20 protein-coding genes are annotated in these 24,606 nt (G+C 72.5%); 11 read left to right on the top strand and 9 right to left on the bottom strand.

The features are described 5' to 3' along the window. The first annotated feature begins 115 nt into the window (after nt 1-115). Both PV364_RS06440 and PV364_RS06435 read left to right on the top strand, forming a co-directional pair. Complete coding sequence (locus PV364_RS06440; protein ID WP_319658823.1) at nt 116-469, top strand: DUF6247 family protein; 354 nt, start codon at nt 116-118, stop codon at nt 467-469. A gap of 95 nt (nt 470-564) precedes the next feature. After that, the gene (locus PV364_RS06435) at nt 565-735 is read left to right on the top strand and encodes a hypothetical protein (RefSeq protein WP_319658704.1); all 171 of its coding nucleotides are present in this window, start codon (nt 565-567) and stop codon (nt 733-735) included. A 27-nt stretch (nt 736-762) separates the two neighbouring features. Here the strand turns inward: PV364_RS06435 and PV364_RS06430 are convergent, their stop codons facing one another. After that, nucleotides 763-1,779, bottom strand: a complete 1,017-nt coding sequence (locus PV364_RS06430; protein ID WP_319658703.1) for a LacI family DNA-binding transcriptional regulator — start codon at nt 1,777-1,779, stop codon at nt 763-765. Nucleotides 1,780-2,097: 318 nt separating this feature from the next. Between PV364_RS06430 and PV364_RS06425 the strand changes: the two genes are divergently transcribed. Together PV364_RS06425 and PV364_RS06420 are read left to right on the top strand one after the other, a co-directional pair. Beyond that, nucleotides 2,098-5,457 (top strand): S8 family peptidase, encoded by a 3,360-nt coding sequence (locus PV364_RS06425; protein WP_319658702.1) that lies wholly within the window; start codon nt 2,098-2,100, stop codon nt 5,455-5,457. 189 nt (nt 5,458-5,646) lie between these two features. Beyond that, nucleotides 5,647-6,591 (top strand): D-alanyl-D-alanine carboxypeptidase family protein, encoded by a 945-nt coding sequence (locus PV364_RS06420; RefSeq protein WP_319658701.1) that lies wholly within the window; start codon nt 5,647-5,649, stop codon nt 6,589-6,591. Nucleotides 6,592-6,696: 105 nt separating this feature from the next. Here the strand turns inward: PV364_RS06420 and PV364_RS06415 are convergent, their stop codons facing one another. After that, nucleotides 6,697-7,383 (bottom strand): ABC transporter ATP-binding protein, encoded by a 687-nt coding sequence (locus PV364_RS06415; RefSeq protein ID WP_319658699.1) that lies wholly within the window; start codon nt 7,381-7,383, stop codon nt 6,697-6,699. A 99-nt stretch (nt 7,384-7,482) separates the two neighbouring features. After that, complete coding sequence (locus PV364_RS06410; protein WP_319658698.1) at nt 7,483-8,952, bottom strand: ABC transporter permease; 1,470 nt, start codon at nt 8,950-8,952, stop codon at nt 7,483-7,485. Between the two features lie 933 nt (nt 8,953-9,885). Here PV364_RS06410 and PV364_RS06400 point away from each other — a divergent pair. Further along, nucleotides 9,886-11,208 (top strand): hypothetical protein, encoded by a 1,323-nt coding sequence (locus PV364_RS06400; protein WP_319658697.1) that lies wholly within the window; start codon nt 9,886-9,888, stop codon nt 11,206-11,208. A 432-nt stretch (nt 11,209-11,640) separates the two neighbouring features. Continuing rightward, nucleotides 11,641-12,651, top strand: coding sequence for an aldo/keto reductase (locus PV364_RS06395; RefSeq protein WP_319658696.1), 1,011 nt, complete (start codon nt 11,641-11,643; stop codon nt 12,649-12,651). A 6-nt stretch (nt 12,652-12,657) separates the two neighbouring features. On the opposite strand, the gene PV364_RS06390 is transcribed toward PV364_RS06395, so the two are convergent. Beyond that, nucleotides 12,658-13,152, bottom strand: coding sequence for a GNAT family N-acetyltransferase (locus PV364_RS06390; RefSeq protein WP_319658695.1), 495 nt, complete (start codon nt 13,150-13,152; stop codon nt 12,658-12,660). 71 nt (nt 13,153-13,223) lie between these two features. Next, nucleotides 13,224-14,393 (bottom strand): xylose isomerase, encoded by a 1,170-nt coding sequence (xylA, locus tag PV364_RS06385; RefSeq protein ID WP_319658694.1) that lies wholly within the window; start codon nt 14,391-14,393, stop codon nt 13,224-13,226. 73 nt (nt 14,394-14,466) lie between these two features. On the opposite strand from xylA, the gene xylB reads away from it, so the two are divergent. From xylB to PV364_RS06365, 4 genes are all read left to right on the top strand, one after another. Then, complete coding sequence (gene xylB / locus PV364_RS06380) at nt 14,467-15,891, top strand: xylulokinase (protein ID WP_319658693.1); 1,425 nt, start codon at nt 14,467-14,469, stop codon at nt 15,889-15,891. A 136-nt stretch (nt 15,892-16,027) separates the two neighbouring features. After that, nucleotides 16,028-16,618: a helix-turn-helix transcriptional regulator gene (locus tag PV364_RS06375; RefSeq protein WP_319658692.1), complete on the top strand. Its 591-nt coding sequence runs from the start codon at nt 16,028-16,030 to the stop codon at nt 16,616-16,618. A 38-nt stretch (nt 16,619-16,656) separates the two neighbouring features. Then, nucleotides 16,657-17,892 (top strand): ROK family protein, encoded by a 1,236-nt coding sequence (locus PV364_RS06370; protein ID WP_319658691.1) that lies wholly within the window; start codon nt 16,657-16,659, stop codon nt 17,890-17,892. 82 nt (nt 17,893-17,974) lie between these two features. After that, nucleotides 17,975-18,853 carry a prohibitin family protein gene (locus PV364_RS06365; protein WP_319658690.1) on the top strand — a complete coding sequence of 293 codons (879 nt, stop codon included), beginning with the start codon at nt 17,975-17,977 and terminating at the stop codon, nt 18,851-18,853. Between the two features lie 73 nt (nt 18,854-18,926). Here the strand turns inward: PV364_RS06365 and PV364_RS06360 are convergent, their stop codons facing one another. After that, on the bottom strand, nt 18,927-20,213 hold the full coding sequence (locus PV364_RS06360) for a L,D-transpeptidase (RefSeq protein ID WP_319658689.1): 1,287 nt from the start codon (nt 20,211-20,213) through the stop codon (nt 18,927-18,929). Between the two features lie 232 nt (nt 20,214-20,445). Beyond that, nucleotides 20,446-20,844, bottom strand: a complete 399-nt coding sequence (locus tag PV364_RS06355; protein ID WP_319658688.1) for a hypothetical protein — start codon at nt 20,842-20,844, stop codon at nt 20,446-20,448. A gap of 185 nt (nt 20,845-21,029) precedes the next feature. On the opposite strand from PV364_RS06355, the gene PV364_RS06350 reads away from it, so the two are divergent. Further along, on the top strand, nt 21,030-21,314 hold the full coding sequence (locus PV364_RS06350; RefSeq protein WP_319658687.1) for a hypothetical protein: 285 nt from the start codon (nt 21,030-21,032) through the stop codon (nt 21,312-21,314). A gap of 10 nt (nt 21,315-21,324) precedes the next feature. Here PV364_RS06350 and hutH read toward each other — a convergent pair whose 3' ends face one another. Then, the gene (hutH, locus tag PV364_RS06345) at nt 21,325-22,890 is read right to left on the bottom strand and encodes a histidine ammonia-lyase (RefSeq protein WP_319658822.1); all 1,566 of its coding nucleotides are present in this window, start codon (nt 22,888-22,890) and stop codon (nt 21,325-21,327) included. A 519-nt stretch (nt 22,891-23,409) separates the two neighbouring features. After that, on the bottom strand, nt 23,410-24,564 hold the full coding sequence (locus PV364_RS06340; protein WP_319658686.1) for a GGDEF domain-containing protein: 1,155 nt from the start codon (nt 24,562-24,564) through the stop codon (nt 23,410-23,412). Between the last annotated feature and the right edge of the window lie 42 nt (nt 24,565-24,606).

Below are 24,606 nucleotides of genomic sequence, written 5' to 3'. Positions count from 1 at the left end.
GGCGATTTTCTTCGGTGGGTGCCAGGAGGCCGAGGCTCACCCGATCGGGGGCCGGAGTCGGGCTTCCGCTGAGTAGGCTGGCGCGAGGGATCAGAATCAGCCCATGGGAGAACCGATGACCGCCTCCACCGCCGGGCAGCCCCTCATCCCTCGGCCCCCTGCCACCGTGACGGCGTTGCGTCAGGCGCTCGCGCAGATCGCGCCGGCGGCTCTGCCCGCCTTCACACGCGAACTCGACCAGGCGGCGGACCAGTCCCGCCAGGGATCGGACCTCGCTCCGCTGCGGCGGTTCATCGTCCAGTGGTCGGTGTACGTGCACATTCAGCGACACCCCCAGCTCGCGGCGGACCTGCGGCACTGGGAGGAGGTGGCGGAATCGGGTGACGCCGTCCAGGCCGGCAAGGCGGCGTCGGAGATCGGCCGTATCCTCGACACCGCCCATGCCGCCGTCGCGGTCCACCAGCGGTGAGCGAATGGCGTCGGGAGTACGACCCGGACCGCGCGCACGTCACCGGCGGCGTTCCCGGCTTCGTCGTCGCCGAAGTGGAGCGGTTGGCCGGGTAGTTGATCGAACTGGCCGATACGGGCGTCGATGTCCGCGACTTCGGCAGCGGTCCGCGGCCCGGCGGTCTGCGCCACATGGACGCCGCAGGCGGCTGGTTCTACTTCCTGGTGGCCCCGCGGGCCCGGCTCCTGGTCGTGGTGAGGATCATGCCGCCGTTCGACGCCGCCTGAGGACGCACCCGGGACGATGACCCGGAACTACACCGCCACGGGCCCGCTGCTGTCGCGGACCGTCAGGCGGGGCTCGATGAGGTGGACACCCGGAGAGGGCGCGGCGGGGCCGCCGCCGAGTTTGGTCATGACGAGGTCGACGGCGCGGCGGCCCATCTCCTGCGCCGGAATGGCGACGGAGGTCAGGCGGGGTGCCGACTGGGTGGCGACCTGGTCGGGGCAGACGGCGACGACGGAGACGTCCTCGGGGACGGCGCGGCCCCGTTGGCGCAGGAAGGACAGGAGGGGGCCGATGGCGGCCTCGTTCTGGACGACGAGCGCCGTGGTGCCGGGCCGTTCGTCGAAGATGCGGGAGACCGTGCCGGCGGTGGACTCCCAACTGCCTTCGCAAGGGCGGTGTATGAGCCGTACGCCGCGTTCGGCGGCGCGGGTGCGCAGGCCCTGGAGGGTGCGTTCGGCGAAGCCGGTGTGCCGCTGGTAGACCGCGGCGGCCTCGCCGACGACGGCGACGTCGCGGTGGCCGAGATCGGCGAGGTGGTCGACGCAGAGCGCACCGGTGGCCTCGAAGTCGAGGTCGACGCAGGTCAGTCCGGCGGGGTCGGCGGGCAGGCCGACAAGGACGGCGGGCCGGTCGCCGTCGCGGAGCAACGGGATGCGCTCGTCGTGCAGCTCGACGTCCATGAGGATCATCGCGTCGGCCAGCCCGCTCGCGGCGACCCGGCGCACCGCGGTCGGCCCCTCCTCGCCGGTGAGCAGCAGCACGTCGTGGCCGTGCTGCCGCGCGGTGGTGGCGACGGCGATGGCGATCTCCATCATGACGGGGACGTACATGTCTGTACGCAACGGCACCATCAGGGCGATGATGTTGGACCGGCTGCTGGCCAGCGCGCGGGCACCGGCGTGGGGGTGGTAGCCGAGTTGCTGGATGCTGCGCTCGACCCTGCGCCGTGTGGCCTCGGAGATGGACCGCTTGCCGCTCAGGACGTACGACACGGTGCTGGCGGAGACCCCGGCGTGCCGGGCGACCTCGGCGAGCGTGACCATCCGGCGACTCCCTCGGGTGTGCGGGCGGCGAGCACAGTGAAGCACGGGCGGTGAAGCGCTTCGACAGAAGACCGTACCCAGCGCCAGGATCCCTGTCCAGAAAAACGTCGAAGCGCTTCAACGAACCCCCGCCGCGCATCGCACGAACGTATGGAGGACACTAGGCCGAATCTGACACGGTGTTTACCTGTGGGGCTCTGGAGACTCGGAGGACACCGGCGGATACTGAGCAGTAAGTAGGCGGAGGGGGCTTCGCCGGGGGGATCGCCGCGGGGGGAACATCGCGTGCGCGCGCCGGGGAAGCGGCTCCCGCGTGTCATGACACAGACACCAGGGGAGAAGTTGCACGCACAGTGGAGCAAGGCGCGCGCGTCAGCGCTCGCAGCGGGGGTCGCCGCGGTACTGACCGCGAGCGTCGTCCTGCCGGCCACCGCGGCGGGAACGCCGGGAGCACAGCCGTCGGCCGGCGCCGCCGGCGCCCGCACGGCCGGCGGGCAGACGTGGATCACCCTGATCACCGGTGACCAGGTCGCCGTGAACGCCAAGGGCACGCCCGTCGCCGTGAAGCGCGCGAAGGGCCGCGAGGGCATACCGGTCCAGACCCGCCGGCAGAACGGCCACGTCTACGTCGTCCCGCAGGACGCGACGCAGCTCATCGCGCAGGGCCGGGTGGACCGCCGGCTCTTCGACGTGACCACCCTCAGCCGCGCGGAGTACCGCAAGGCGGCCGAGCGGCACGGCCTCGGGCTGATCGTCACGTACCGGGGCGGGGCGCCGGACGCCAGGTCCGAGCTGCACGCCGCCGAGGGCACGAAGGTGACGCACACCTTCTCGCGGCTGAACGGTGAGTCCGTCACCGCCCCGGAGAAGGACGCGGCCGACGTCTGGTCGGCGCTGACCAACGACAGAAACGGTTCGCCGTACGCCTCGGCCGAGTCCGGCCTGGGCACGGTCTGGCTGAACGCGATCCAGAAGGCCGCGCTCGACAAGAGCGTGCCGCAGATCGGCGCGCCGACTGCGTGGGCCGCCGGCTACGACGGCACGGGCATCAAGATCGCTGTCCTGGACACCGGAGTCGACACCCGCCACCCGGACCTGCCCGCGGGCACCAAGGTGGTGCAGGCCGTGAACTTCTCGGACTCCGACAACGCCACCGACCACTTCGGCCACGGCACCCACGTCGCCTCCATCGCGGCCGGTACCGGCGTGAAGTCGGGCGGCACGTACAAGGGCGTCGCCCCCGGCGCGCAGATCATCAGCGGCAAGGTGCTGGACGACGACGGCCTCGGTGACGACGCCGGCATCATCAAGGGCCTGGAGTGGGCCGCCGCGCAGGGCGCCAGGATCGTCAACCTGAGCCTCGGCGGCAGCGACACCCCGGGGGTCGACCCGATCGAGGCGACCGTCGACCGGCTGTCCGCCGGCCCCGGCGCCCCCCTGTTCGTCATCGCGGCGGGCAACGAGGGCGACGCGCCCTCCACCGTCGGTTCGCCCGGCAGCGCCGACGCCGCGCTGACCGTCGGAGCCGTCGACAAGAGCGACGCGCTCGCCGACTTCTCCTCGCGCGGTCCGCGCGTGGGCGACGGCGCGATCAAGCCCGATGTCACCGCCCCCGGCGTGGACATCACCGCGGCCGCGGCCAAGGGCAGTGTCATCGACACCGACCCGGAGGTCCCGCACCCCGCGGACGGCTACCTGACCATCTCCGGCACGTCCATGGCGACCCCGCACGTCACCGGCGCCGCGGCGATCCTCGCGCAGGAGCACCCGGACTGGACGGGCCAGCAGATCAAGGCGGTGTTGATCGGGTCCGCCGAGGACGGCGGCTACACCCCCTTCCAGCAGGGTTCCGGCCGGATCGACGTGGCCCGCGCGATCGGGCAGAACGTCGTCGCCGAGCCGGCGTCGCTGAACTTCGGCACGGCGCTGTGGCCGCACAACGACGACCCCCAGCTGACCAGGACCGTCACCTACCGGAACTCCGGTCAGCAGGACATCACCCTCGACCTGTCGCTCACCGGCCAGGGGCCGCGCGGCGGCGCCGCACCCGCGGGCTTCTTCACCCTGGACAAGCAGCAGGTGACCGTCCCCGCGGGCGGCACCGCCGAGGCGACCGTGACCGTCGACTCCACCCTCGGCGGCACCGTCGACGGCGCCTACAGCGCCTATGTGGTGGCCACTGGAGGCGGCCAGAGCGTGCGCACCGCGGCGGCCGTGGTCCGTGAGGCCGAGTCGTACAACCTCACGATCAAGAACCTGGACCGCACCGGACACCCGGCCGCGACCTTCGACACGATGGTCACGAGCCTGGACGACTTCGACGTGGCCCCGGAACTCACCGCCGGCACCACCACGGTGCGGGTGCCCAAGGGCACCTACAGCGTGGACAGCATGATCATGAAGCTGAAGTCCGACGGCAAGACGCCGCAGAGCGCGGACTGGCTGACCCGCCCGGTAGTGAAGATCACCGGCGACACCACGCTGACCTTCGACGCCCGCGTCGCGAAGCCCTTCGTCTTCAAGCTGCCCGACTCGGCCGCCAAGCAGACCGACCTCTCCGTCGGCTACAGCCTGGACTACGGCGACAGCGGCAGCGGGCTGACCTTCAGCGCCGGCACGATGACCGACTTCCGCACCGCGCACCTCGGTCCCTCCTTCACCTCGTCCCAGTTCCAGGCCGCGGTGACGGGCGTTTTCGAGCACGGCTCGAAGGTCTTCGACGTGGCCTACGGGCGGACCGCGTCCTTCTACACGGGCTTCACCAAGACGGTCGCGAGCGGCGACCTGGCCAGGATCAACACCACGGCCGGTGCCCCGGCACCGAAGAAGCTCGGCCTGCTGATCTCCGAACCGACGGTCAACGAGGCCTTCCTCGTGGTGGGCGGCCACGCCGTCAAGCTGCCGTACACCAGGACCGTGTACGTCAACGGCTCCGGTGTCACCTGGTCGCAGAGCTTCCTGCAGATCGACGCCACCGGGACTCCCGAGGCGGCCTGGTTCGTCGACGATCACCCCTACGCCAAGGGCAAGAGCTACAACCTCACCTGGAACGTCGGCGTCTTCGGCCCGAAGCTGGACTCCCTGTCGGGGCTGTTCCGCTCGGGGGACAGGATCTTCGGCTACGTGGGCACCTTCGACGACGGATCCGGCCACGACGGCGGCTCCCTCTACGACAAGGCCAGCACGACCCTCTACCGGAACGGCGCGAAGATCGGGACCGTGAGCGGCATTCTCGACGAGGGCGTCTCGTTCACCGTCCCGGGCGGCAAGGCGGCCTACCGGCTCAGCAGCACGGTGATCCGCAGCAAGCCCGCCACCGTCAGTACCAGGATCACCACGACCTGGACGTTCACCTCCCAGCGCGCCGAGGCGAGGCTACCCGCCTCCGTGGTCCGCTTCACCCCGGCGCTGAGCACGTCGAGCACCTCCGGGGCGGGCCTCACCAGGACCATCCCGGTCACCGTCCAGGGCTCGGCCGCAGGCTCCAACCTCAAGTCGCTGAAGGTGTACTGGTCCACCGACGGCGGCGCGCACTGGAAGGCGCTCACCGTCAAGAGCGGCAAGGTGACGCTGAAGAACCCCAAGGCCGGTACGGGCGTCTCGCTCAGGGCCCTGGTGACCGACAAGAAGGGCAACACGCTCGACGAGGCGATCTTCAACGCCTACCGCACGAAGTAGTCCGCGCGGGCCGACCGCCCGGGCAGGCGCGCCTTCGGGGTGGCCCGCCGGGAACGGATGTCTCCGTTCCCGGCGGGCCACCCGCGTTGTGTCCGCGTCGGGTCACAACTCCGGCCCTCCGTACGGGTGTTCGCCGGTCGGATGTCAGGATGTGCTGCCCGATCCCATCCATCGACCCATGGAGTTTCTTTGAGACTCGGCATCACGAGGACGCACCGGCTCGGCGCCGCACTCCTGGCCTCCAGTGCCCTCGTCGTGGCCGCCCCGGCGGTGGCCCCGGCCCAGGCGGCCACGGTCAAGGCCCCCTCGGTGACCGCCACCGGCGCCTTCCTGCTCGACAGCACGGCCAACAAGGCGCTGTGGAGCAAGGCCGCCGACACCAAGCGGCAGATGGCCAGCACCACCAAGGTGATGACCGCCGCCGTCGTCCTCGGCACCCCGCACCTGGACCTGAACAAGAAGATCACCATCAAGCAGGCCTACCGGGACTACGTCGTCCGCAACGGCGCCAGCACCGCCGACCTGAAGACGGGCGACACGGTCACCGTCAAGCAGCTGCTCTACGCACTCATGCTGCCCTCGGGCTGCGACGCCGCCATGGCGCTCGCCGACACGTACGGCACCGGCAGCACCGTCTCGGCCCGCACCAGCTCGTTCATCAAGAAGATGAACAGCACGGCCGCGGCGCTGAAGATGAAGAACACCAAGTACGACTCGTTCGACGGCATATCCTCGGCCGGCAGCAACTACACCACCCCGCGCGACGCGGCCGTCCTGGCCCGCAAGGCCATGTCGTACGCCAACTTCCGCGATGTCGTGAAGACCGCCAAGTCGGTGCAGAAGGCCACCAACGGCCGTACGTACACCTGGTACAACACCAACAAGCTGCTCGGTGCCTACAGCGGCGCGGTCGGCGTCAAGACCGGCACGGGCACCTCGGCCGGCCCCTGCCTGATCTTCGCCGCCACCCGCAACGGCCGCACCATCGTCGGCGTGCTGCTCCACAGCTCCACCGGCGACAACCGCTTCGCCGACGCCACCAAGATGCTCAACTACGCCTTCGGCACGAGCAGCAGGTCCGCTGCCGGCACGCTGAGGCTGCGTTCGCTCCCGGCCGGCGCTCAGCGCGACTGACCCGGAAGCATCCCCCGAAACCGAGGAATCCCCGGGGCCCGCCGATGCGGGCCCCGGGGATTCCTCATTGCCCCGCGGGACGGACGGGACGGGTGGGGCGGGTTGTCAGGCCGCGGGCGTGCGGTCGGAGACGGTGACCTGGCCCCGCTTGATGGTGGCGACTCGGGTCGCCCGGCGGGCGATGGCGGAGTCGTGGGTGACCATGACGAAGGTCAGTCCGTACTCCTTCCACAGGCCCTCCAGGAGGGCGAGGATCTCGTCGCGGGTGCCCTCGTCCAGAGCGCCGGTCGGCTCGTCGGCGAGCAGCACCTTGGGCTTCTTCACCAGCGCGCGGGCGATGGCCACGCGCTGCTGCTGGCCGCCGGACAGCTCGCCCGGCAGGTGGTGCAGGCGGTCGCCGAGGCCCACGGAGTCCAGCGCCTCGGCGGCGCGGGCACGGCGCGCGGCGGCCTTGACGCCGAGCGGGACGAGCGCGGTCTCGACGTTCTCCTGCGCGGTGAGCGTGGGGATCAGGTTGAAGCTCTGGAAGATGATGCCGATGCTCTCGGAGCGGACCTTGGTCAGCCGGCTCTCGCTGAGCCGGGCGAGGTCGACGCCGTCGAGCTCCACCGAGCCCGAGGTCGGTTTGTCGAGGCCGCCGAGCATCTGCAGCAGGGTGGACTTGCCGCCGCCGGTGGGGCCCTTGATGACCAGTTGGTCGCCGTCCTCGATGACGAGGTCCACGCCGCGCAGCGCGTCCACGACGTCCTTGCCGCGCGAGTAGCGCTTGGTCACGCCGCTCAGCTTGTACATGAGATGACTCCTGAAGCCTGGGAGGAGAAGGGGTGGGAGCCGCGCCCCGCCAGGGGGAAGGTCCGGGGCGCGGCACCCGTCTCGGGGAGGGAGGCGCGGTTACTCGACGCGGCGCAGGGCGTCGGCGGGACGCAGCCGGGAGGCGCGCCAGCCGCCGAAGGTGCCCGCGATCAGACCGCCGGCGACCGCCAGCACCACCGCGACGACGATGGTGTTGACGCTGACCGGGGCCTCGAGTGCGATCTTGAGAACGTTGGACGCGGCCTGCCGGGCCGGACCGCCCTGCCCGCCGCCGAAACCGCCACCGCCGAAGCCGCCACCACCGGAACCGCCACCGCCGGTGCGGCCGACGGACGCCTCCAGGGTCGGGCTGATCTCGGTGATGAGGTAGGCGCAGCCGAGGCCGAGCGCGATGCCGAGGACACCGCCGATGAGGCCGTTGACCAGGGCCTCGCCCATCACCTGACGGGTCACCCGGCCGCTCTTCCAGCCCAGCGCCTTGAGGGTGCCGAACTCCCGCACCCTGCGGTTGACCGCGGAGGACGTCAGCAGCCCGGCCACCAGGAACGCGGCGATCAGGACAGCGATCGACAGCCACCTGCCCACGTTCGTCGCCAGGTCGGAGGCCGTGGACAGCGAACCCGACACCGTGGACGCCAGGTCCGAGGAGGTCGTCACCGTCGTGCCGGAGATGTTCTTCTGGATGGCCGACTTGACCGAGTCGATCTTCTGCGAGTCGGTGGCCGACACGTAGACCGTGGTGACCTTGTCCTTGGAGTCCGACAGCGTCTGGGCCTGCTGGAGCGGGATGTAGACGTTCGCGCCGGAGGATCCGCTGTCCGCGGTCGCGATGCCGATCACCGAGAACGTGGTGCCCGAGATGGTGAGCGTCTTGCCCACCGACAGCTTCTTCTGCTTCGCGTACGCGCTGTCCAGGACGGCGACCTTGGCGTCGGTCTGCGAGCTGGTGAAGGTCTTCCCGGAGGTGATCTTCGAGGAGGTCAGCGGGCCGAGGTCCATGTGCGCCACGTCGGTGCCGAAGAGCGTGAAGTTGTCGATGCCGAAGTTGGCGCCGCCGCCGCGCACGGTGCCGCGCGGCTGCTGGCTGCCGCCCCCGCGGCCGAAGCCGCCCCCGCCGCTGTTCGGGTCCTGCTGGAAGGTGCCGCGCTGGAACTGGCCGTTGATCTTGATGACCACCAGGCTGAGGCCGCCGACGGCCTGCTTGACGCCGCTCTGCCCCGCGACGTCGCTCACCACCGAGGACTTCAGCGTGGTGAAGCCCTGGACCACGACGCGGTCGCTGCTCTGTTCCTTGTCGTCGCCGCGCGCGTTGAACTGGAAGCGCGGACGCTCCGCGCCCGCCGAGGACGGATCGGCGGCCTTGGTGACGGTCATGTCCGTGCCGAGGCCGTAGAGCGACTGGAGCACCTTGCCCTGGGCCTGGGTCATGCCCGCGGACACCGAGTTGACGGTGATGACCAGCGCGATACCGAGTGCGAGGCCCATCGCGATGACAAGCGCCGCTTTTCTGCGGCGACGGAGTTCGCGCCGGAGATACGTGAAGAACATGCGATTCCTCGCCGAGTTCGGAAGCCGGGGAGCGGGAGGGAGGACCGGCCTCCCTTCCGCTGACGCGACGGTAGGAATCAGCTGTGATGACAGCGTGAGGTGGGGATGAGAGGGCGATGAGAAACCCGGTCGCCCCCCCCCGCCACGCTCTCCGCACCCCGCCGGCCGTTCCGTTCCGGGCCCGCGCGGCCGCCTCGCGCCGGGCACGGCCGCCCCACGACGGGCGAACGACGGCCGGACGCGGCGGGGTTGCCGGTGGCGGTCGTCCGGCCCGCCTCGACCGTCGCCTGCCGCGGGGCCCACCGGCAGATGTGGGTGTGGTGGGTGCGCAGGAGACGAAGGTCGGCCCGTGCTCCTTCCACACCCCGAGCAGGGCGCGGATCTCGTCGCGCGCCCTCGTCCAGGGCGCCGGTCGGCTCGTCGGCGAGCGGCACCTGCGGTCTCTCCCCAGCGCGCGGGTGATGGCCACCCGCTGCCGCCGGCCGCCGGAACCCGTGCAGGACTGCGCCGTTGCCCGGGTGGACCACTGAGGACGCCGACGGCACCGGCCGTGCCCGGTTGCGAGGCGACCCGCGCGGCTCCCGGAGGAGGGCGCGCTCCGCGCCTCGGTGACGGTCACGTCGGTGCCCGGGCCGTGGAGCGGCTGGAGTACCTTGCCGTGTGCCCGCGTCATGCCCGCCGACACCGAGTCGACGGTGGTGACCGGCGCGACAGCGAGGGCCGGTCCCAGGGCGGCTTTCCGCCGGCGGAGGAGTTCGCGCCGGAGTCGGATGAGAACTCCGAGCGCCCTGGCGGGAAGCCGCGGCCGGGGATTTACCGAAGCCCGAGGCAGGCGTGGGGGCCGGATGAGAAGGTCGGCGCCTGGATGAGAAGCGTTCTGACGGTGGCGCGCATCAGGGAACGCGCGGCCATGCACGATGGGGAGACTCGCAGATGACGGACGGAACGCCGTGGGGCGGGGACGGACACGGCACCCGCCAGGGGGCCGGCGACGGTTCCGGGCCGGAACACGGCGGCGGCTTCGGGCCGCCCGCCCCGCCGGTGTACGGCTCCGCCCGGCCCCCGTACCCGGCGACGCCCGCCTGCGCACCGCCGCCGGCGTCCCGGCCCCGGCGCGCCACGCTGCTGCTCGCCCTCGCCGGTGTCGCCACCGCCGTCCTGGTGGCCGGGCTGCTCATAGCGAGCCCCTGGAGCGACGGTTCCGCGGGGACGGCCCCCGGCGGCTCGCCGGTGGCGGCCGCCGACGCCGCGCGGATGCTGCGCGAGGCCGCGGACAACCTGGAGAAGGCCCAGGTGCTGTCGTACCGGGGTGAGTTCGCCCGCGACGCGGGCTCGACCACGCCCTTCGACCTGCAGACCACACCGGGCGGATGGGGCCGCGGCTCCCTCGGCGACGAAGGCCTGACCGTACGGATGCTCACCGCCGGCGACAACCGGCTGGCCAAGGCGGACCAGGCGTACTGGAAGAGCCGCGGCTACTCCGGCGACCTGCTGGACCGCATCTCCGGCCACTGGCTCGACGCGGCCTCCGACCTCCCCGAGATCGACGACCTGACGGCCCCGCTGGCCCCCGCCAACGTCGCCGCCCTGCTCCGGGACGCGGCCGGCAGCGCGTCCTCCGCCACCGCCTCCCCGGCCCGGGAGGCCGGACGGGCCGCCACGCTGCTGTCCACGCCGGGCGGCCGCTTCTCCATCAGCGACTCCGCGCCCCACACCCTGCTCCGCTTGGCCTCCGGCTCCTCCCCCGCCGCGACCGGACCGCTCCCACTGGCCGCCGGCACCGACACCTCCGTCTCCGTGCTCACCGGCACCGACCGCGACGCGTTCACCACCGGCTTCGAGCAGGACCTGACGGCGCTGCGGACCGCCGTCGACCCCACGGTCACCTTCACCACGGTCGGCAAGGCGCGCTTCTCCCCCTGCGGCAGCACCAGTTGCACGGCCCGCTTCACACTCCAGAACTCCGCGTACGGATCGGCGGGCGCCGAAGCGAGCGCCGACGCCCCGGTCCACGCGGAGATCACCATCGACATGACGCTCGACGGCAGGAAGATCAAGCGCTGCGCCTACCAGCGGACGATGCAACCCTCCGGTTCGGTCGCACTGACCTGCACGGCCACCTACACCGCCGCCACCAGCAGCGACCACACCGTCCGGGGCGTGCCCGACGCCTGGGCGCGGGCCGTCCCGGACGACGAACTCACCCGGCTGCGCGAGGGCTTCGCCAAAGGCACGGCCGGCGGCCAGGCGGCCTGACCCGTCCGGACAGCCGATTCCTGCCGCCCCGGCGGGCAGGCGCCCCGCGGCGCCCCGCCCGGCGCGCGTCCCGGCCGCCGGTCTCCCGTGAGATCCGTACGCGGCTGACCCTGTACACGGCTGCGCCGAGGTGCCGACCGACGGCGCCGTCGTCGGCGCGGACGAACTCCCCGTCCGGGACGCGGTCGCCGTCCGGGCCGGCCGGTGCGCCCCGCCACGACGTCGAGTTCCGCCGCGAACGCCCCCCTCGTCCCGGCCTGCGCGCCGGCAGCGGCACCGGCGCCGACAGCACCCGTGCTCCAGGTGCGCGACGGCGGTCCCACGCTGCCCCCCGCCGCCCCCGCCGGACCTGCCGCCCGGCGGAGGCGCCGTACCCGGTGATCCCCAACTCCCCTTGCCGTGAGTCCACTCGAAGGCGTTGGCTGGTCTTCCATGGAGTACACGCAGCTGGGCCGCACGGGTCTGAAGGTCAGCCGGATCGTGCTGGGCACGATGAACTTCGGCGGGCAGACGGACGAGCCGGACAGTCACCGGATCATGGACGCCGCACTGGACGCGGGCGTCAACTTCTTCGACACGGCGGACATCTACGGCACGGCCGAGGAAAAGGGACTGACGGAGAAGGTCATCGGCGCGTGGTTCGCACGCGGCGGTGGCCGGCGCGACAAGGTCGTGCTGGCCACGAAGGTCTACGGGAACATGTCGGCCGACGGAAAGGCGTGGCACGAGCAGTCCTGGCCCAACCACGACCGGCTCACCGCGCTGCACATCCGGCGGGCGGCGGAGGCGAGCCTGCGGCGGCTCGGCACGGACCGCATCGACGTCTACCAGTTCCATCACATCGACCGCGCCACGCCCTTCGAGGAGATCTGGCAGGCGGTCGACGTGCTGATCCGCCAGGGGAAGATCCTCTACGCCGCGTCGTCGAACTTCCCCGGTTACAAGATCGCGCAGGCCAACGAGCTCGCCGCGAACCGCGGCATGGTGGGCCTGGTCAGCGAGCAGTGCCTGTACAACCTGGCGGAGCGGCGGGCGGAGGCCGACGTGATCCCCGCGGCGCGGGAGTACGGCCTCGGGGTGATCCCGTGGTCGCCGCTGCACCAGGGACTGCTGGGCGGCGCGCTGCGCAAGGAGCGCGAGAACACCGGGTCCCGCACCAAGGTCGGCCGGTCGGCCGCGGGCCTGGCCGATCCGGCGGTCCGGGCCAAGGTGCAGGCGTACGAGGACCTGCTGGACAAGCACGGTCTGGAGCCGGGCGAGGTGGCCCTGGCGTGGCTGCTGACCCGGCCCGGGGTCACGGGGCCGATCGTGGGGCCGCGCACGACGGAGCAGTTCACGTCGGCACTGCGCGCGGTGGAACTGAAGCTGGACCCGGAGGTGCTGGCCGGGCTGGACGAGATCTTCCCGGGGCCGGGGCCGGCCCCCGAGGCGTTCGCCTGGTGAGTCGCCTCACACCGGGGCCGCCGGGAGCCGCTTCGCCATGAATCGCTCCGGGCGGCCGTCGGGCATGAGCCCGCGTTCGCCGGAGTCCTCGAAGCCGTTGCGGCGGTAGAGCGCGGCGGCCGGCTCGTTGCCGTCCGCGACGGCGAGGGTGAGCACCGCGGCTCCGGTCCCCGCGGCCCAGGTCTCGACGGCCCGGATCAGCAGGTCGCCCACGCCGTGGCCGCGCGCGTCACGGGCCACCCACATCGAGATCAGTTCTGTGGTGCCGGGCTGCTCGCCCCGGACACCGCTCGCCATGCCGCAGGGCACTCCGTCGCGCACGGCCGCCAGGTGGGTGCCGGGCAGGGCGAGCCGGTCGCGCCAGCGCTCCTCGCGGTCCCCGGTGCCCTGCCAGTCGGCGAGTCGGGAACCGAAGGCGTGGGGGGCGTCGGCGAGGGCGGCCAGGCGCAGGCCGCGCCACAGCCGCCAGTCGTGCGGGGTGAGCGTACGCAGTTCCGTCATGCGGGCAGGTTGCCGCCGGGCGGGACCCGGCGGCAACCCGTTTACGGCCCGGGGGCCGCGCTTGGACCGGCTCAGCGGGTGCCGAGCAGGTGGTCCATGGCGAGCTGGTCCAGCTGCTCGAAGGCGGACCCGCGGGTGGCGACGGCGTCGGCGTCGAACTCCTCGTAGGCGCCGCGGTCGGCGAGCAGGTCGGCCAGGCTCTCGCCCTCGCCGAGGGTCGGCTGCGCCAGCTGGTCCAGGCGGGAGGCCTTCAGCGCCTCCTGCACGGCCGGGTCGGCGCGGAACGCGGCGGCGCGCTCCTTGAGGATGAGGTAGTTGCGCATGCCGCCGGCGGCGGAGGCCCACACGCCGTCCATGTCCTCGGTCCGCGGGGGCTTGAAGTCGAAGTGGCGCGGGCCCTCGTAACCGGCCGTCTCCAGCAGGTCGACCAGCCAGAACGCGGAGCGCAGGTCGCCGGCGCCGAAGCGCAGGTCCTGGTCGTACTTGATGCCGGTCTGGCCGTTGAGGTCGATGTGGAAGAGCTTGCCGTGCCACAGCGCCTGCGCGATGCCGTGCGGGAAGTTCAGCCCGGCCATCTGCTCGTGGCCGACCTCGGGGTTGAGGCCGACGAGCTCGGGGTGGGCCAGCTCGTTGATGAACGCCAGCGCGTGGCCGATGGTCGGCAGCAGGATGTCGCCGCGCGGCTCGTTCGGCTTGGGCTCGATGGCGAAGCGGATGTCGTAGCCCTGCTCGATGACGTACTCGCCGAGGAGGTCGAACGCCTCCTTGAAGCGGTCGAGGGCGACCCGTACGTCCTTGGCGGCACCGGACTCGGCGCCCTCGCGGCCGCCCCAGGCGACATAGACCTTGGCGCCGAGCTCGGCGGCGAGGTCGATGTTGCGGATGGTCTTGCGGAGTGCGAAGCGCCGCACCTCGCGGTCGTTCGCGGTGAAGCCGCCGTCCTTGAAGACCGGGTGCGTGAAGAGGTTGGTGGTGGCCATCGGCACCTTCAGACCGGTGGCGTCCAGGGCCTGGCGGAAGCGCTTGATGTGGCCCTCACGCGCGCTGTCGTCCGAGCCGAAGGGGATCAGGTCGTCGTCGTGGAAGGTGACGCCGTAGGCACCGAGCTCGGCGAGCCGGTTGACGCTCTCGACGGGGTCGAGGGCGGGGCGGGTCGCGTCGCCGAAGGGGTCGCGACCCTGCCAGCCGACGGTCCAGAGACCGAAGGTGAACTTGTCGTCGGGGGTGGGGGTGAAACTCATCGCGGCGGCTCCTATTCGTAAGACCGCTGAACAAATTAATATGCGAACGCCGCTTTGTGAAGGGAGCCGCAGCATGAGCCGCGACATGGGGCACGGAACGATCGCACTGGGTGTGGACAGCTCCACGCAGTCCACCAAGGTGCTGGCAGTCGAGGTGGAGACCGGAAAGGTGCTGGCCAGGGGCCAGGCACGGCATGTGGTGAGCGAGGGGGAGGGCCGCGAGACCGACCCCGAGGTGTGGTGGAGAGCACTCGGCGAGGCCCTCGCCCAGCTCGGCCCGTACGCCGCGGAGGCGGGCGCGATCTCCGTCGGCGGGCAGCAGCACGGCCTGGTCGTACTGGACGCGGACGGCAAGCCGCTGCGCCCCGCGCTGCTCTGGAACGACGTGCGCTCCGCGCCGCAGGCCGCCGCCCTGGTCGAGAAGCACGGCGCCGCCTGGTGGGCGGAGCGCTTCGGCAGCGTGCCCGGCACGAGCTTCACCGTCACCAAGTGGGCCTGGCTGGCCGAGCACGAGCCGGAGGCCGCCAAGGCCGCCGCGGCCGTGCGGCTGCCCCACGACTTCCTCACCGAGCGGCTCAGCGGGGCCGCCGTCACCGACCGCGGCGACGCCTCCGGCACCGGCTGGTGGGCCACCGACACCGAGGCCTACGACGAGGCGATGCTGGCCTCGATCGGCCTGGACCCGGCCCTGCTGCCCCGCGTCCTCGGCCCCGGCGAGCAGGCCGGCGCCGTGCTGCCGGGCCTGCCGCTGCGCGAGGGCGCCCTGGTCGCCGCGGGCACCGGCGACAACGCCGCCGCCGCCCTCGGCCTCGGCCTCGCCCCGGGCCAGCCGGCGCTCAGCCTCGGCACCTCCGGCACCGTCTACACCCCCTCGGCGGCCCGTCCCGCCGACCCGACGGGCATCGTGGCCGGCTTCGCCGGCGGCCACGGCGGCTGGCTCCCGCTGGCCTGCACGCTCAACTGCACGCTCGCCGTCGACAAGGTCGCGGCCCTGCTCTCGCTCGACCGGGAAGCGGTGGCCCCGGGCGGCTCCACCGTGCTGCTGCCGTTCCTCGACGGCGAGCGCACGCCCAACCTCCCGTACGCCTCCGGCCTGCTGACCGGGCTGCGGCACGACACCACGCCGGGGCAGATCCTCCAGGCCGCCTACGACGGCGCCGCGTACGCCCTGCTCAGCGCGCTCGACCAGGTCCTCGCGGTCGACGGCGCCCCCTTCGACGCGCCGCTGCTGCTGATCGGCGGCGGCGCCCGGGGCACCGCCTGGCGGGAGACCGTCCGGCGGCTCTCTGGCCGCGCGGTGCGCGTCCCGGTGGCCGACGAGCTCGTCGCCCTCGGCGCTGCAGCCCAGGCGGCGGCCCTGCTGACGGGCGAGACCCCGCAGGAGATCGCCCGCCGCTGGAACACCGCGGAGGGCCCGTCCTACGACCCGGTCCCGCGTGACGAGGAGTCCCTCGGCCGCATCGGGGCGGAGCTGTCGCGGGCCTTCGGGGTGGAGTGAGCGGTCCCCGGCGGCGACGCGGCCTTCCGGTGGGGCCCGCGCGGAGCGTCCTCCGCGCGGGCCGCACCGGCGCGGGAGACGTTCGCCACCCGGTACGGCCTTGACAAGATCGCTTGCCGGAACGGCAAATGGAGGCATGGCAGACGACGACATCCCCGGCGTGCTGTCCGCCGTCGGACCCCGGCTGCGGGCCCTGCGGCGGGAGCGCGGTGCCACGCTCGCGCAGGTCGGCGAGTCCACCGGGATCTCGTCGAGCACCCTGTCCCGGCTGGAGTCCGGGCAGCGCAAACCCACGCTGGAACTGCTGCTGCCGCTGGCGAAGGCGTACGGCGTGCCGCTGGACGAACTGGTGGGGGCGCCACCGACCGGGGACCCGCGCGTCCATCCGCGCCCGGTCACCCGGCACGGGCAGACCTTCGTGCCGCTCACCCGCTACCTGGGCGGGCTGCACGCGTACAAGATGATCATCCAGGCGCCGCAGGACCCGGCCGCACGGCCCGAGCAGGGGCGCCACGAGGGGTACGAGTGGGTCTACGTGCTCTCCGGCCGCCTGCGGCTGGTCCTCGGCGACCACGATCTGGTGCTGACCGCGGGTGAGGCCGCCGAGTTCGACACCCGCACCCCGCACGGCTTCGCCAACGCTGGACCGCAGCCCGTGGAGTTCCTGAGTCTCTTCGGGGCCCAGGGCGAGCGGATGCACGTACGGGCCCGTCCGGCGGGCGGTTGACCGGGCCGCTGGGCGTGCGAGGGTGGGGACATGAACGCATGAAAGGTACATCGGACATCGAACACCGGACGAGAGGGGATCTGCGCGTGGCGGACGGCCCGGGATCGCAGGCGGGCGTGCGGAGGCGGAATCTGGCCCTGGTAGCCCATGCCGTGGCCGCGTACGGCGAGATGTCACGCGCCGCGGTGGCCGCCGAGGTCGGGCTGACCCGCGCGACGGTCTCGACGCTGGTGGACGAGTTGCTGGCGGCCGGGCTGCTGGTGGAGCTCGGCACGCAGCGCCCCGGCACGGTCGGCCGGCCCGGCACCGCGCTCGCCCTCAGCGACACCGGCCCGGTCGGCCTGGGCGCCGAGGTCGGGGTCGACCACCTGGCGGTCTGCGCGATCGACCTGCGCGGCACGGTCCGCGTCCGGGCCCGCGTCGAGACCGCCAACCGCGGCCGGCCCGCACCCGAGGTACTGCGCGAACTCGCCGCGCTCGTACGGCAGGTGACGGAGGAGGCCCGGGAGGACGGGCTCTTCCCCGCCGGGCTGACGGTCGCCGTACCTGGCCTGGTCGGGCGCGACCGGCGGCAGGTGACGCGGGCCCCCAACCTCGACTGGGAGGACGTGCCGGCCGCGGAGTTCTTCGACGGCCTCACCCCCGCCGCGACGCTGGTCGACAACGAGGCCAACCTCGGCGCGCTGGCGGAGCTGTGGCTCGGCGGCCACGAGGGCGTCACGGACTTCGTGCACGTATCGGCGGAGATCGGCATCGGCGCCGCGCTCGTCGTCGACGGCCGGCTGTTCCGCGGCGCCCGCGGCTTCGCCGGGGAGCTCGGCCACGTACCGGTGTTCCCCAACGGACCCCGCTGCTCGTGCGGCTCCCGCGGCTGCCTGGAGCAGTACGCGGGCGAGGAGGCGGTGCTGCGGTCCGCCGGGATCCGCCTCGACCGGTCGGACGCCCTCAAGGCCCTGCACACCGCGGCCGCCGGGGACGACCCCGCGGCGCTGAAGTCGCTGGCCGCGGCCGGGCAGGCGTTCGGCATCGCGCTCAGCGGCGCGGTGAACCTGCTGGACCCGCAGGCCGTCGTGCTGGGCGGCACCCTCGCCGCGCTCGCCCCCTGGCTGCGCGGGGCGCTGGTGCGGGAGCTGGACCGCCGGGTGACCGACCGCCAATGGCCCGCGGACGCCGTCCTGGTGTCCCGGCTGGGCCGGGAGGGCGTCCTGCTGGGCGCGGCCTACAGCGTCGTGCGCGACGTCCTCGACGACCCCCAGCAACTGCGAACCTCCTAGACTCCGGGGGCCGTTACGATGCGCTGCGCGCCGCACGGGGAGGCGGCGCGGACCGCTTCGCCCCAGGGGGATTCCCGTGTTCGTGCTGTGCATACTGCTGCTGATCGCGGCCGTCGTGCTGTTCCTGGTCGGCCGCGGCCGCACCGGGGGCTGGAAGCTCGGCGCGGCGCTCGGCGCCCTCGCCGGCGTGCTGGCCGGAGTCTTCGCCTGCGTCCACGTCGTGAACGCCTACGAGGTCGGCGTACCCGTGACCTTCGGCAGAGTCGGCTCGCCGATGACCTCCGGCGTCCACCTCACGTCGCCGTTCACCGACATCACGTCCTTCTCCACCCGCCCGGCGGACCTCGACCTCTACGACAAGGACGTCGTCGAGGTCCGCTCCTCGCAGGGCGGAGTGCTGTACGCGGACGTCACCGTGAAGTGGGCCGTGGTGCCCGCCAAGGCCGTCGCCCTCTACCGGCTGGCCGGCAACGAGGAGGCCATCCAGGAGCGCCTGGTGGTGCCGGACAGCCGCGAGATCATCCGCAACGTCTTCGCCAGGCACACCAGCGAGGAGGGCTACGCCTCCGCCCGCGAGGAGATCGGCCGGGAGATCGACGCCCTGATCAAGGAGCGCCTCGCGCCGCGCGGCATCGACATCACGGCCGTCAACCTGCGCAATGTGCGGCCCTCGGACCAGCTGCAGACGCAGATCGACAAGAAGATCCAGCAGGAGCAGGACACCGAGCGTGCGGTCGAGGCGGCACGCACGGCCAAGGCCGAGGCCGAGCGCAAGCGCATCGAGGCGGAGGGCATCGCCCGCGCCAACCAGATCATCGCCCGATCGCTGAACGACAAGGTGCTCTACAACCAGTGCCTGGAGGCCTTCAAGGACGCCGCCAAGGCCCACCCGGTGTACGCGGTCCCCTGCGGCACGAACGGCAGCGGCGCCCCGGTCATCGTCGACGGCTCCAAGGACTAGCCCGCACACGCGCGAGGGGCCCGGAACCGTGCGGTTCCGGGCCCCTCGCGCGTCGGGAGGAAGCCGAGAGGGATCAGACGGCGCTGCCGGCCTTCCAGTCGGCCCAGCTCATGTTCCAGCCGTTGAGCCCGTTCGCGGGGTCGACCGTCTTGTCCTTGGAGTTCTTCACGATCACCACGTCGCCGATGATCGAGTTCTGGTAGAACCAGTACGCGTCGGTGCTGGTGTCCTTGGCGCCCTTGGTGTCGTTCAGGCCCACGCAGCCGTGGCTGGTGTTGACGTGGCCGAAGACGTAGTCCGAGCCCCAGTAGTTGCCGTGGATGAAGGTGCCGGACGTGGTCAGGCGGATGGCGTGCGGCACGTCCTTGATGTCGTACTCGCCCTTGCCGTCGTCGTCGGTGAAGCCCACGGTGGCACCGTTCATCCGGGTCTCGGTGAACTTCTCCGACATCACCATCTGACCGTTGTAGGTGGTGTGCTCGTCGGAGCCGGCCGAGATCGGGATGTTCTTGATGACCTTGCCGTCACGGACGACCTTCATCTGGTGGGTCGAGGCGTCGACCGTGGAGACCTGGCTGCGCCCGATCTTGAAGGAGACGGTCTTCTCCTGGACGCCGTAGACGCCGTCGGCGCCCTCGACACCGTCCAGGTTCAGCTTGACCGTGACGGTGGAACCGGCGGTCCAGTAGTTCTGGGGGCGGAAGTCCAGGCGGGTGCCGTTGAACCAGTGGCCGACGACCGGCTGGCCGCTGCTGGAGCTGACCGTGATGCCGGACTGGACGGCCTTCTTGTCCGTGATGGCCTTGTTGAAGTTGATCGACACCGGCATGCCCACGCCGACGGTCTGGCCGGCCTCGGGCGTGTAGTAACCGATGAAGCTGTGCGCGGCCGAGACGGTGGTGAACGTCGAGTTCTCCGTCGCCTTGCGGCCCTTCGCGTCCTCCGCCTTGGCGACGATCGTGTACTGGGTGGCGCGCTCCAGCGGCGCGTTCGGCGCCCAGCTCGTGCCGTCGGCGGAGATCGTTCCCTCGATCTCCTTGCCGCCCGAGACCGCGGTCATCGTCACGGCGCTCAGCTTGCCGTCGGTGACGGCGACCTTGGAACCGGAGTTGATGCTGACGTTGTCGGCGCCGGTCTTGGGGGTGATGGCTATTCGGGCGTCGGAGGCGTCCTGGGCCGCGGCCTCGTCCACCGACGCCTGGGACTTGACGGTGTTGTCGGTGCCGGCGTCCGCCTTGTCCCCACCGCAGGCGGTCAGCGTGATCGCGCCGACGGCCAGCAGTGCTATCGCTGCCAGCCCGGTTCCGCGCTTGCGGGTGGGGCGCGGGTCGTTGGCTGTGCCGGTCTCGGCGCGCTTCACACGAATCTCCAATGTCTTCGGTACGCGATCCCCCAGCCCGCGGCTACGCGGGCCGCGGACCTCAATTCGAGCCTCGGTCGTACTCTCGGGAACTGCCAGGGTCTTAGGTCCGTTCCTCCACGCCGCAGAGTGTGGGAAACAACACCATCGCGTTGCCCACAGCAGCTCATGCGGAACCCCGGGCCCAATGATGGGCCCGGGGCCTGTGAGGCACGCACCTATCAAGACGCGTTCAGCGGCGGCCCGGTTCCTTCCCTTCCGCATCGGCGTCGTCGGATGCGTCGTCGTCGGCGTCGTCGGCGGCCTCGTCGTCGTAGAGGTCCCACTCGTCGGAGTCGGGGTCGTACTCGGTGTGAGCGCAGGACCATGACGCCTGGACCATCTCGATCCCCGGCACGCCTGTGACCAGGTCGAACGGATCGACCAGGTACGCCAGGGCCTCCGACTCGTCCTGGCGGACCGAGGACTCCGCGTGCTGCCGCTCGTCGTCGGGCATGTACTCGTCGCCGCCGAGCTGGTCGAGCGCGGCATCCGTCAGCTCGTCGGACCCCGTGATCTCCAGGACCAGCTCGACCTGGAGCCGCACGTATCGCGGCCCGCTCTCCCCGATGGGGATGTCAGTAGTGCTCATGTGACGGAGCGTATGCTCGCGCGGCCCGCCGCGGGGGGAGGCACCCGGATCCGGGCGGGAGGATACCCGCGGGGGCGGCGCGGAGGTTGCGGAAGGGGGCGTTCCGGGTTCGAACTTTCCTCCGCCCCCTTGTCTCACTACCATCGGGCTCCACGGTCAAGTCACCGCATCCGCTGGGGGATCCATTGACCTCGTACCGCCCTCCCGCCTACGTCGCCGTCACCGCCGCGGCCGTCCTGGGCGCGCTCTACTTCGTGCCGAACGCGTCCGCCAGCCCGGAGCACACGACGACGACGGCTGCCGAGGTGTCCACGACCACCTCCACCACCGCGTCCGGCGGTGCCGGGGAACAGCGGCTCGCGGACACCGGCAGCGTCGACACCACGCCGTACCTGATCGGCGGCACCGCGTTCCTCGGCATGGGTGCGGCGCTCGTCCTCAATGCGAGCCGCCGCGCCCGCGCCTACTGACCCACCGGACTCAGGCGAGCGGCCCGGTCGCCGACTCGGCCGCCGCCACCAGCGCGCCGCTGCGCACGAACTCGTACGCGGCCGCCAGGTCCGGCGACAGGAAGCGGTCCGGGCCCGGCCCGGTCACATCCGCCTCACGCGCCGCCTTCAGCACCGCCTGCGACGCCGGCGCGGGCACCAGCACCTCGCTGCCCTGCACCCGCAGCTCGATCGCCCGGGACGCGGCGACCAGTTCGATCGCCACGATGCGGGCCAGGTTGTCCACGGCCTGCCGCAGTTTGCGCGCGGCCGACCAGCCCATCGAGACGTGGTCCTCCTGCATCGCCGAGGAGGGGATGGAGTCCACCGAGGCCGGGACCGCGAGCCGCTTGTTCTCGCTGACGAGCGCGGCCTGCGTGTACTGAGCGATCATCAGGCCCGAGTCCACGCCCGGGTCGTCGGCCAGGAACGCGGGCAGGCCGTGCGAACGGCTCTTGTCCAGGAGCCGGTCGGTGCGCCGTTCCGCTATCGAGCCGAGGTCGGCGGCCGCGATGGCCAGGAAGTCCAGCACGTACGCCACCGGGGCGCCGTGGAAGTTGCCGTTGGACTCCAGCCGCCCCTCGGAGCCGTCCTCCCCGAACACCACCACGGGGTTGTCGACGGCCGCGGCCAGTTCGCGTTCCGCGACGGTCAGCGCGTGCGCCACGGTGTCCCGGCCCGCGCCGGCCACCTGCGGAGCGCAGCGGATCGAGTACGCGTCCTGCACACGGGGCGCGTCGTCCTGGTGGTGCCCGGTGAGTCCGGACCCGGCGAGCACCCGGCGCATGTTGCCGGCACTGGCGGCCTGGCCCGGGTGCGGGCGGATGGCGTGCAGTTCGGGGGCGAGCACCTTGTCGGTGCCGAGCAGCGCCTCCAGGGACAGCGCGGCCGTGACGTCCGCGGAGGTGAACAGCAGGCGCAGGTCGTCGAGGGCCATGACGAGCATGCCGAGCATGCCGTCGGTGCCGTTGATGAGGGCCAGGCCCTCCTTCTCGCGCAGCTCGACGGGCGTGATGCCGTGCTCGGCCAGCAGCTCCGGCACGGGCCGCACGACGCCGTCGGGGCCTTCCGCCTCGCCCTCGCCCATCAGCACCAGCGCGCAGTGCGCGAGCGGGGCCAGGTCGCCGGAGCAGCCCAGCGAGCCGTACTCGTGGACCACGGGGGTGATGCCGGCGTTGAGCAGGGCGGCCATCGTCTCCGCGACGACGGGGCGCACACCGGTCCGGCCGGAGGCGAGCGTCTTGAGCCGCAGGAACATCAGCGCGCGGACGACCTCGCGCTCCACCCGCGGGCCCATGCCGGCCGCGTGCGAGCGCACGAGGCTGCGCTGCAGCTGGGCGCGCAGCTCGGGGCTGATGTGCCGCACCGCCAGCGCGCCGAAGCCGGTGGAGACGCCGTAGACGGGCTCCGGCTTGGCCGCCAGCGCGTCCACGACGTCGCGCGCCGCGGCGATCCCGGCCAGCGCCTCCGCCGACAGCTCCACGTGCGCGCCACCCCGGGCGACCGCCAGCACATCCTCCACCGTGGCCCCGTGGGCCCCGATCACCACGTTATGCATACCCATATTCACGCACCCTACGGACTGAATCGCTAGCTGTCACGTGTCCGGTTTCTCACCTCCGCGCACGACGCCGCGGGCGGCGCGAGCGCCCTTGACGGCGGGCGCCCGCACGAGCGGAGGCCGCGACTCCCGCCCCGCGAGGGGGACGGCAGGGCGTCGACCCCGCAGCGCGGAATCACGACACACGCCGCACGCCCCGGCACCCCGGCGACTCCCGCCACGGCCGGGGGCCCGACACAGCGGCCCGCCCACGCCCGGGAACCACCTCCGGCGCACGACGGGCGACCGGAACACGACCCCGCGGCGCGAAGCCACCGCCGTCGGCGCCGCCGAGCCGGCCATCGGACGCCGGACGCCCCGGCCCCCCGGCACCACACACCGGCACCACCCGCACCCCGGCCACGACTCCCACGCCCCCGGAACCACCTCCGGCGCACGACGGCCGACCGGAACACGCCCCGCGCCGCCGCAGGGAGGACACCTCGCGCCGGCCCGGACGGCACGGGCGTCGCCCGCCTAGTCCCGGCCGCGGAAGCGGCGGCGTTCGACGTCGTGGCCGGCGGGCTGGTCGGCGAGGCGGACGACCGGGTCCTCCGGCGCGCCGCGGCCCGCCACGACCGGCTCGATGGAGTGCAGCGCCTTCGCCCGGTACTGAGCGGCGTCCGCCAGCCGGAACAGTCGTCGCGCCGAGGTGACCGGCCCGATCTCCGCGTCCGTCGAGGCCACCCCGACCGCCACCCCGTCGCCGAGTCCCAGCCACTTGGTCCGAACGCACAGTTCCTCGGCGACCCGGACCACGTCCTCGGCGCCGTGCCCCACCGACAGCAGGCAGAACTCGTCGCCGCCCAGCCGGGCCACCAGGCTGTCCGCCAGTGCCGCGCCGCACAGCGAGAGCACCGAGCCGAAGCCGACCAGCAGGCGGTCGCCGACCGCGTGCCCGAGCTGGTCGTTGACCCGTTTGAGGCCGTTGAGGTCGCAGACCACCAGGCTGACCGGGGTGCCGTCGCCGCGGTGCCGTTCCAGGGCCTCCTCCAGGCGCTGGTCGACCGCCCGCCGGTTGGCCAACCCCGTCAGGGGGTCGGTGAAGGCCAGCCGCCGGACCTCCGCCAGCCGCTCGGTCTGCGCGATACCGGCGGCCGTGAGCGCCGCCAGGACGGTGGCGAACTCCGTGTCGTCCCGGTCGAAGACCGGCCGTCCGGCCGCCCGGGCGACGTACAGCTCGCCCCAGGCCAGCCCGTGCAGCAGGATCGGCGCGATCACGCAGGAGGAGCGGCCGCGCCGGCGGAGCATGGCGACCCGCTGGTGGCAGTAGGCGCCGGCGCGGTCGCCCGCCGGGCCGTCCGCCGTCTCGACCCAGGCGTGCGGTTCGCCGCCCTCGGTCCACCGGCCGTGCAGGAACTCCACGATCTCGGGGAAGTCGGCGACCGAGTAGACCTCCTCGGCCGGCTGCGCCTCCTCGTCGGGCGCGAGATCGCCGTCGTTGACCAGGACCCGCAGCCGCCCGCGGTCGCGCTCCCAGCGGGAGACCGCCGCCATGGTGCCGCCGAGGGCGACCCGCGCGGCGGTCGCGGCGGCGACGACCGCCTCCATCGGCGACTTCGCCGCCGCGACCGCCCGCGCCAGCTCGGCGACGGCGCGCAGTCGGGCGTCCCCGCCGCCGGTGCCGTTCATGCGCCCGTCTCCTGTCGCCGCCGCTTTTTACCAGTTTGCGAC

It is taken from the genome of Streptomyces sp. MI02-7b (assembly GCF_033793585.1).
Taxonomy (GTDB): domain Bacteria; phylum Actinomycetota; class Actinomycetes; order Streptomycetales; family Streptomycetaceae; genus Actinacidiphila.
This window is presented reverse-complemented; position numbering and strand designations above follow the sequence as displayed.

Excerpts from the sequence above, each read along its gene's own strand:
- PV364_RS06440 (WP_319658823.1), top strand. The coding sequence starts at position 116 with ATGACCGCCTCCACCGCCGGGCAGCCCCTCATCCCTCGGCCCCCTGCC.
- PV364_RS06430 (WP_319658703.1), bottom strand. The coding sequence starts at position 1,779 with ATGGTCACGCTCGCCGAGGTCGCCCGGCACGCCGGGGTCTCCGCCAGC.
- PV364_RS06425 (WP_319658702.1), top strand. The coding sequence starts at position 2,098 with ATGACACAGACACCAGGGGAGAAGTTGCACGCACAGTGGAGCAAGGCG.
- PV364_RS06415 (WP_319658699.1), bottom strand. The coding sequence starts at position 7,383 with ATGTACAAGCTGAGCGGCGTGACCAAGCGCTACTCGCGCGGCAAGGAC.
- PV364_RS06410 (WP_319658698.1), bottom strand. The coding sequence starts at position 8,952 with ATGTTCTTCACGTATCTCCGGCGCGAACTCCGTCGCCGCAGAAAAGCG.
- PV364_RS06400 (WP_319658697.1), top strand. The coding sequence starts at position 9,886 with ATGACGGACGGAACGCCGTGGGGCGGGGACGGACACGGCACCCGCCAG.
- PV364_RS06395 (WP_319658696.1), top strand. The coding sequence starts at position 11,641 with ATGGAGTACACGCAGCTGGGCCGCACGGGTCTGAAGGTCAGCCGGATC.
- PV364_RS06390 (WP_319658695.1), bottom strand. The coding sequence starts at position 13,152 with ATGACGGAACTGCGTACGCTCACCCCGCACGACTGGCGGCTGTGGCGC.
- xylA (WP_319658694.1), bottom strand. The coding sequence starts at position 14,393 with ATGAGTTTCACCCCCACCCCCGACGACAAGTTCACCTTCGGTCTCTGG.
- xylB (WP_319658693.1), top strand. The coding sequence starts at position 14,467 with ATGAGCCGCGACATGGGGCACGGAACGATCGCACTGGGTGTGGACAGC.
- PV364_RS06375 (WP_319658692.1), top strand. The coding sequence starts at position 16,028 with ATGGCAGACGACGACATCCCCGGCGTGCTGTCCGCCGTCGGACCCCGG.
- PV364_RS06370 (WP_319658691.1), top strand. The coding sequence starts at position 16,657 with ATGAAAGGTACATCGGACATCGAACACCGGACGAGAGGGGATCTGCGC.
- PV364_RS06355 (WP_319658688.1), bottom strand. The coding sequence starts at position 20,844 with ATGAGCACTACTGACATCCCCATCGGGGAGAGCGGGCCGCGATACGTG.
- hutH (WP_319658822.1), bottom strand. The coding sequence starts at position 22,890 with ATGCATAACGTGGTGATCGGGGCCCACGGGGCCACGGTGGAGGATGTG.
- PV364_RS06340 (WP_319658686.1), bottom strand. The coding sequence starts at position 24,564 with ATGAACGGCACCGGCGGCGGGGACGCCCGACTGCGCGCCGTCGCCGAG.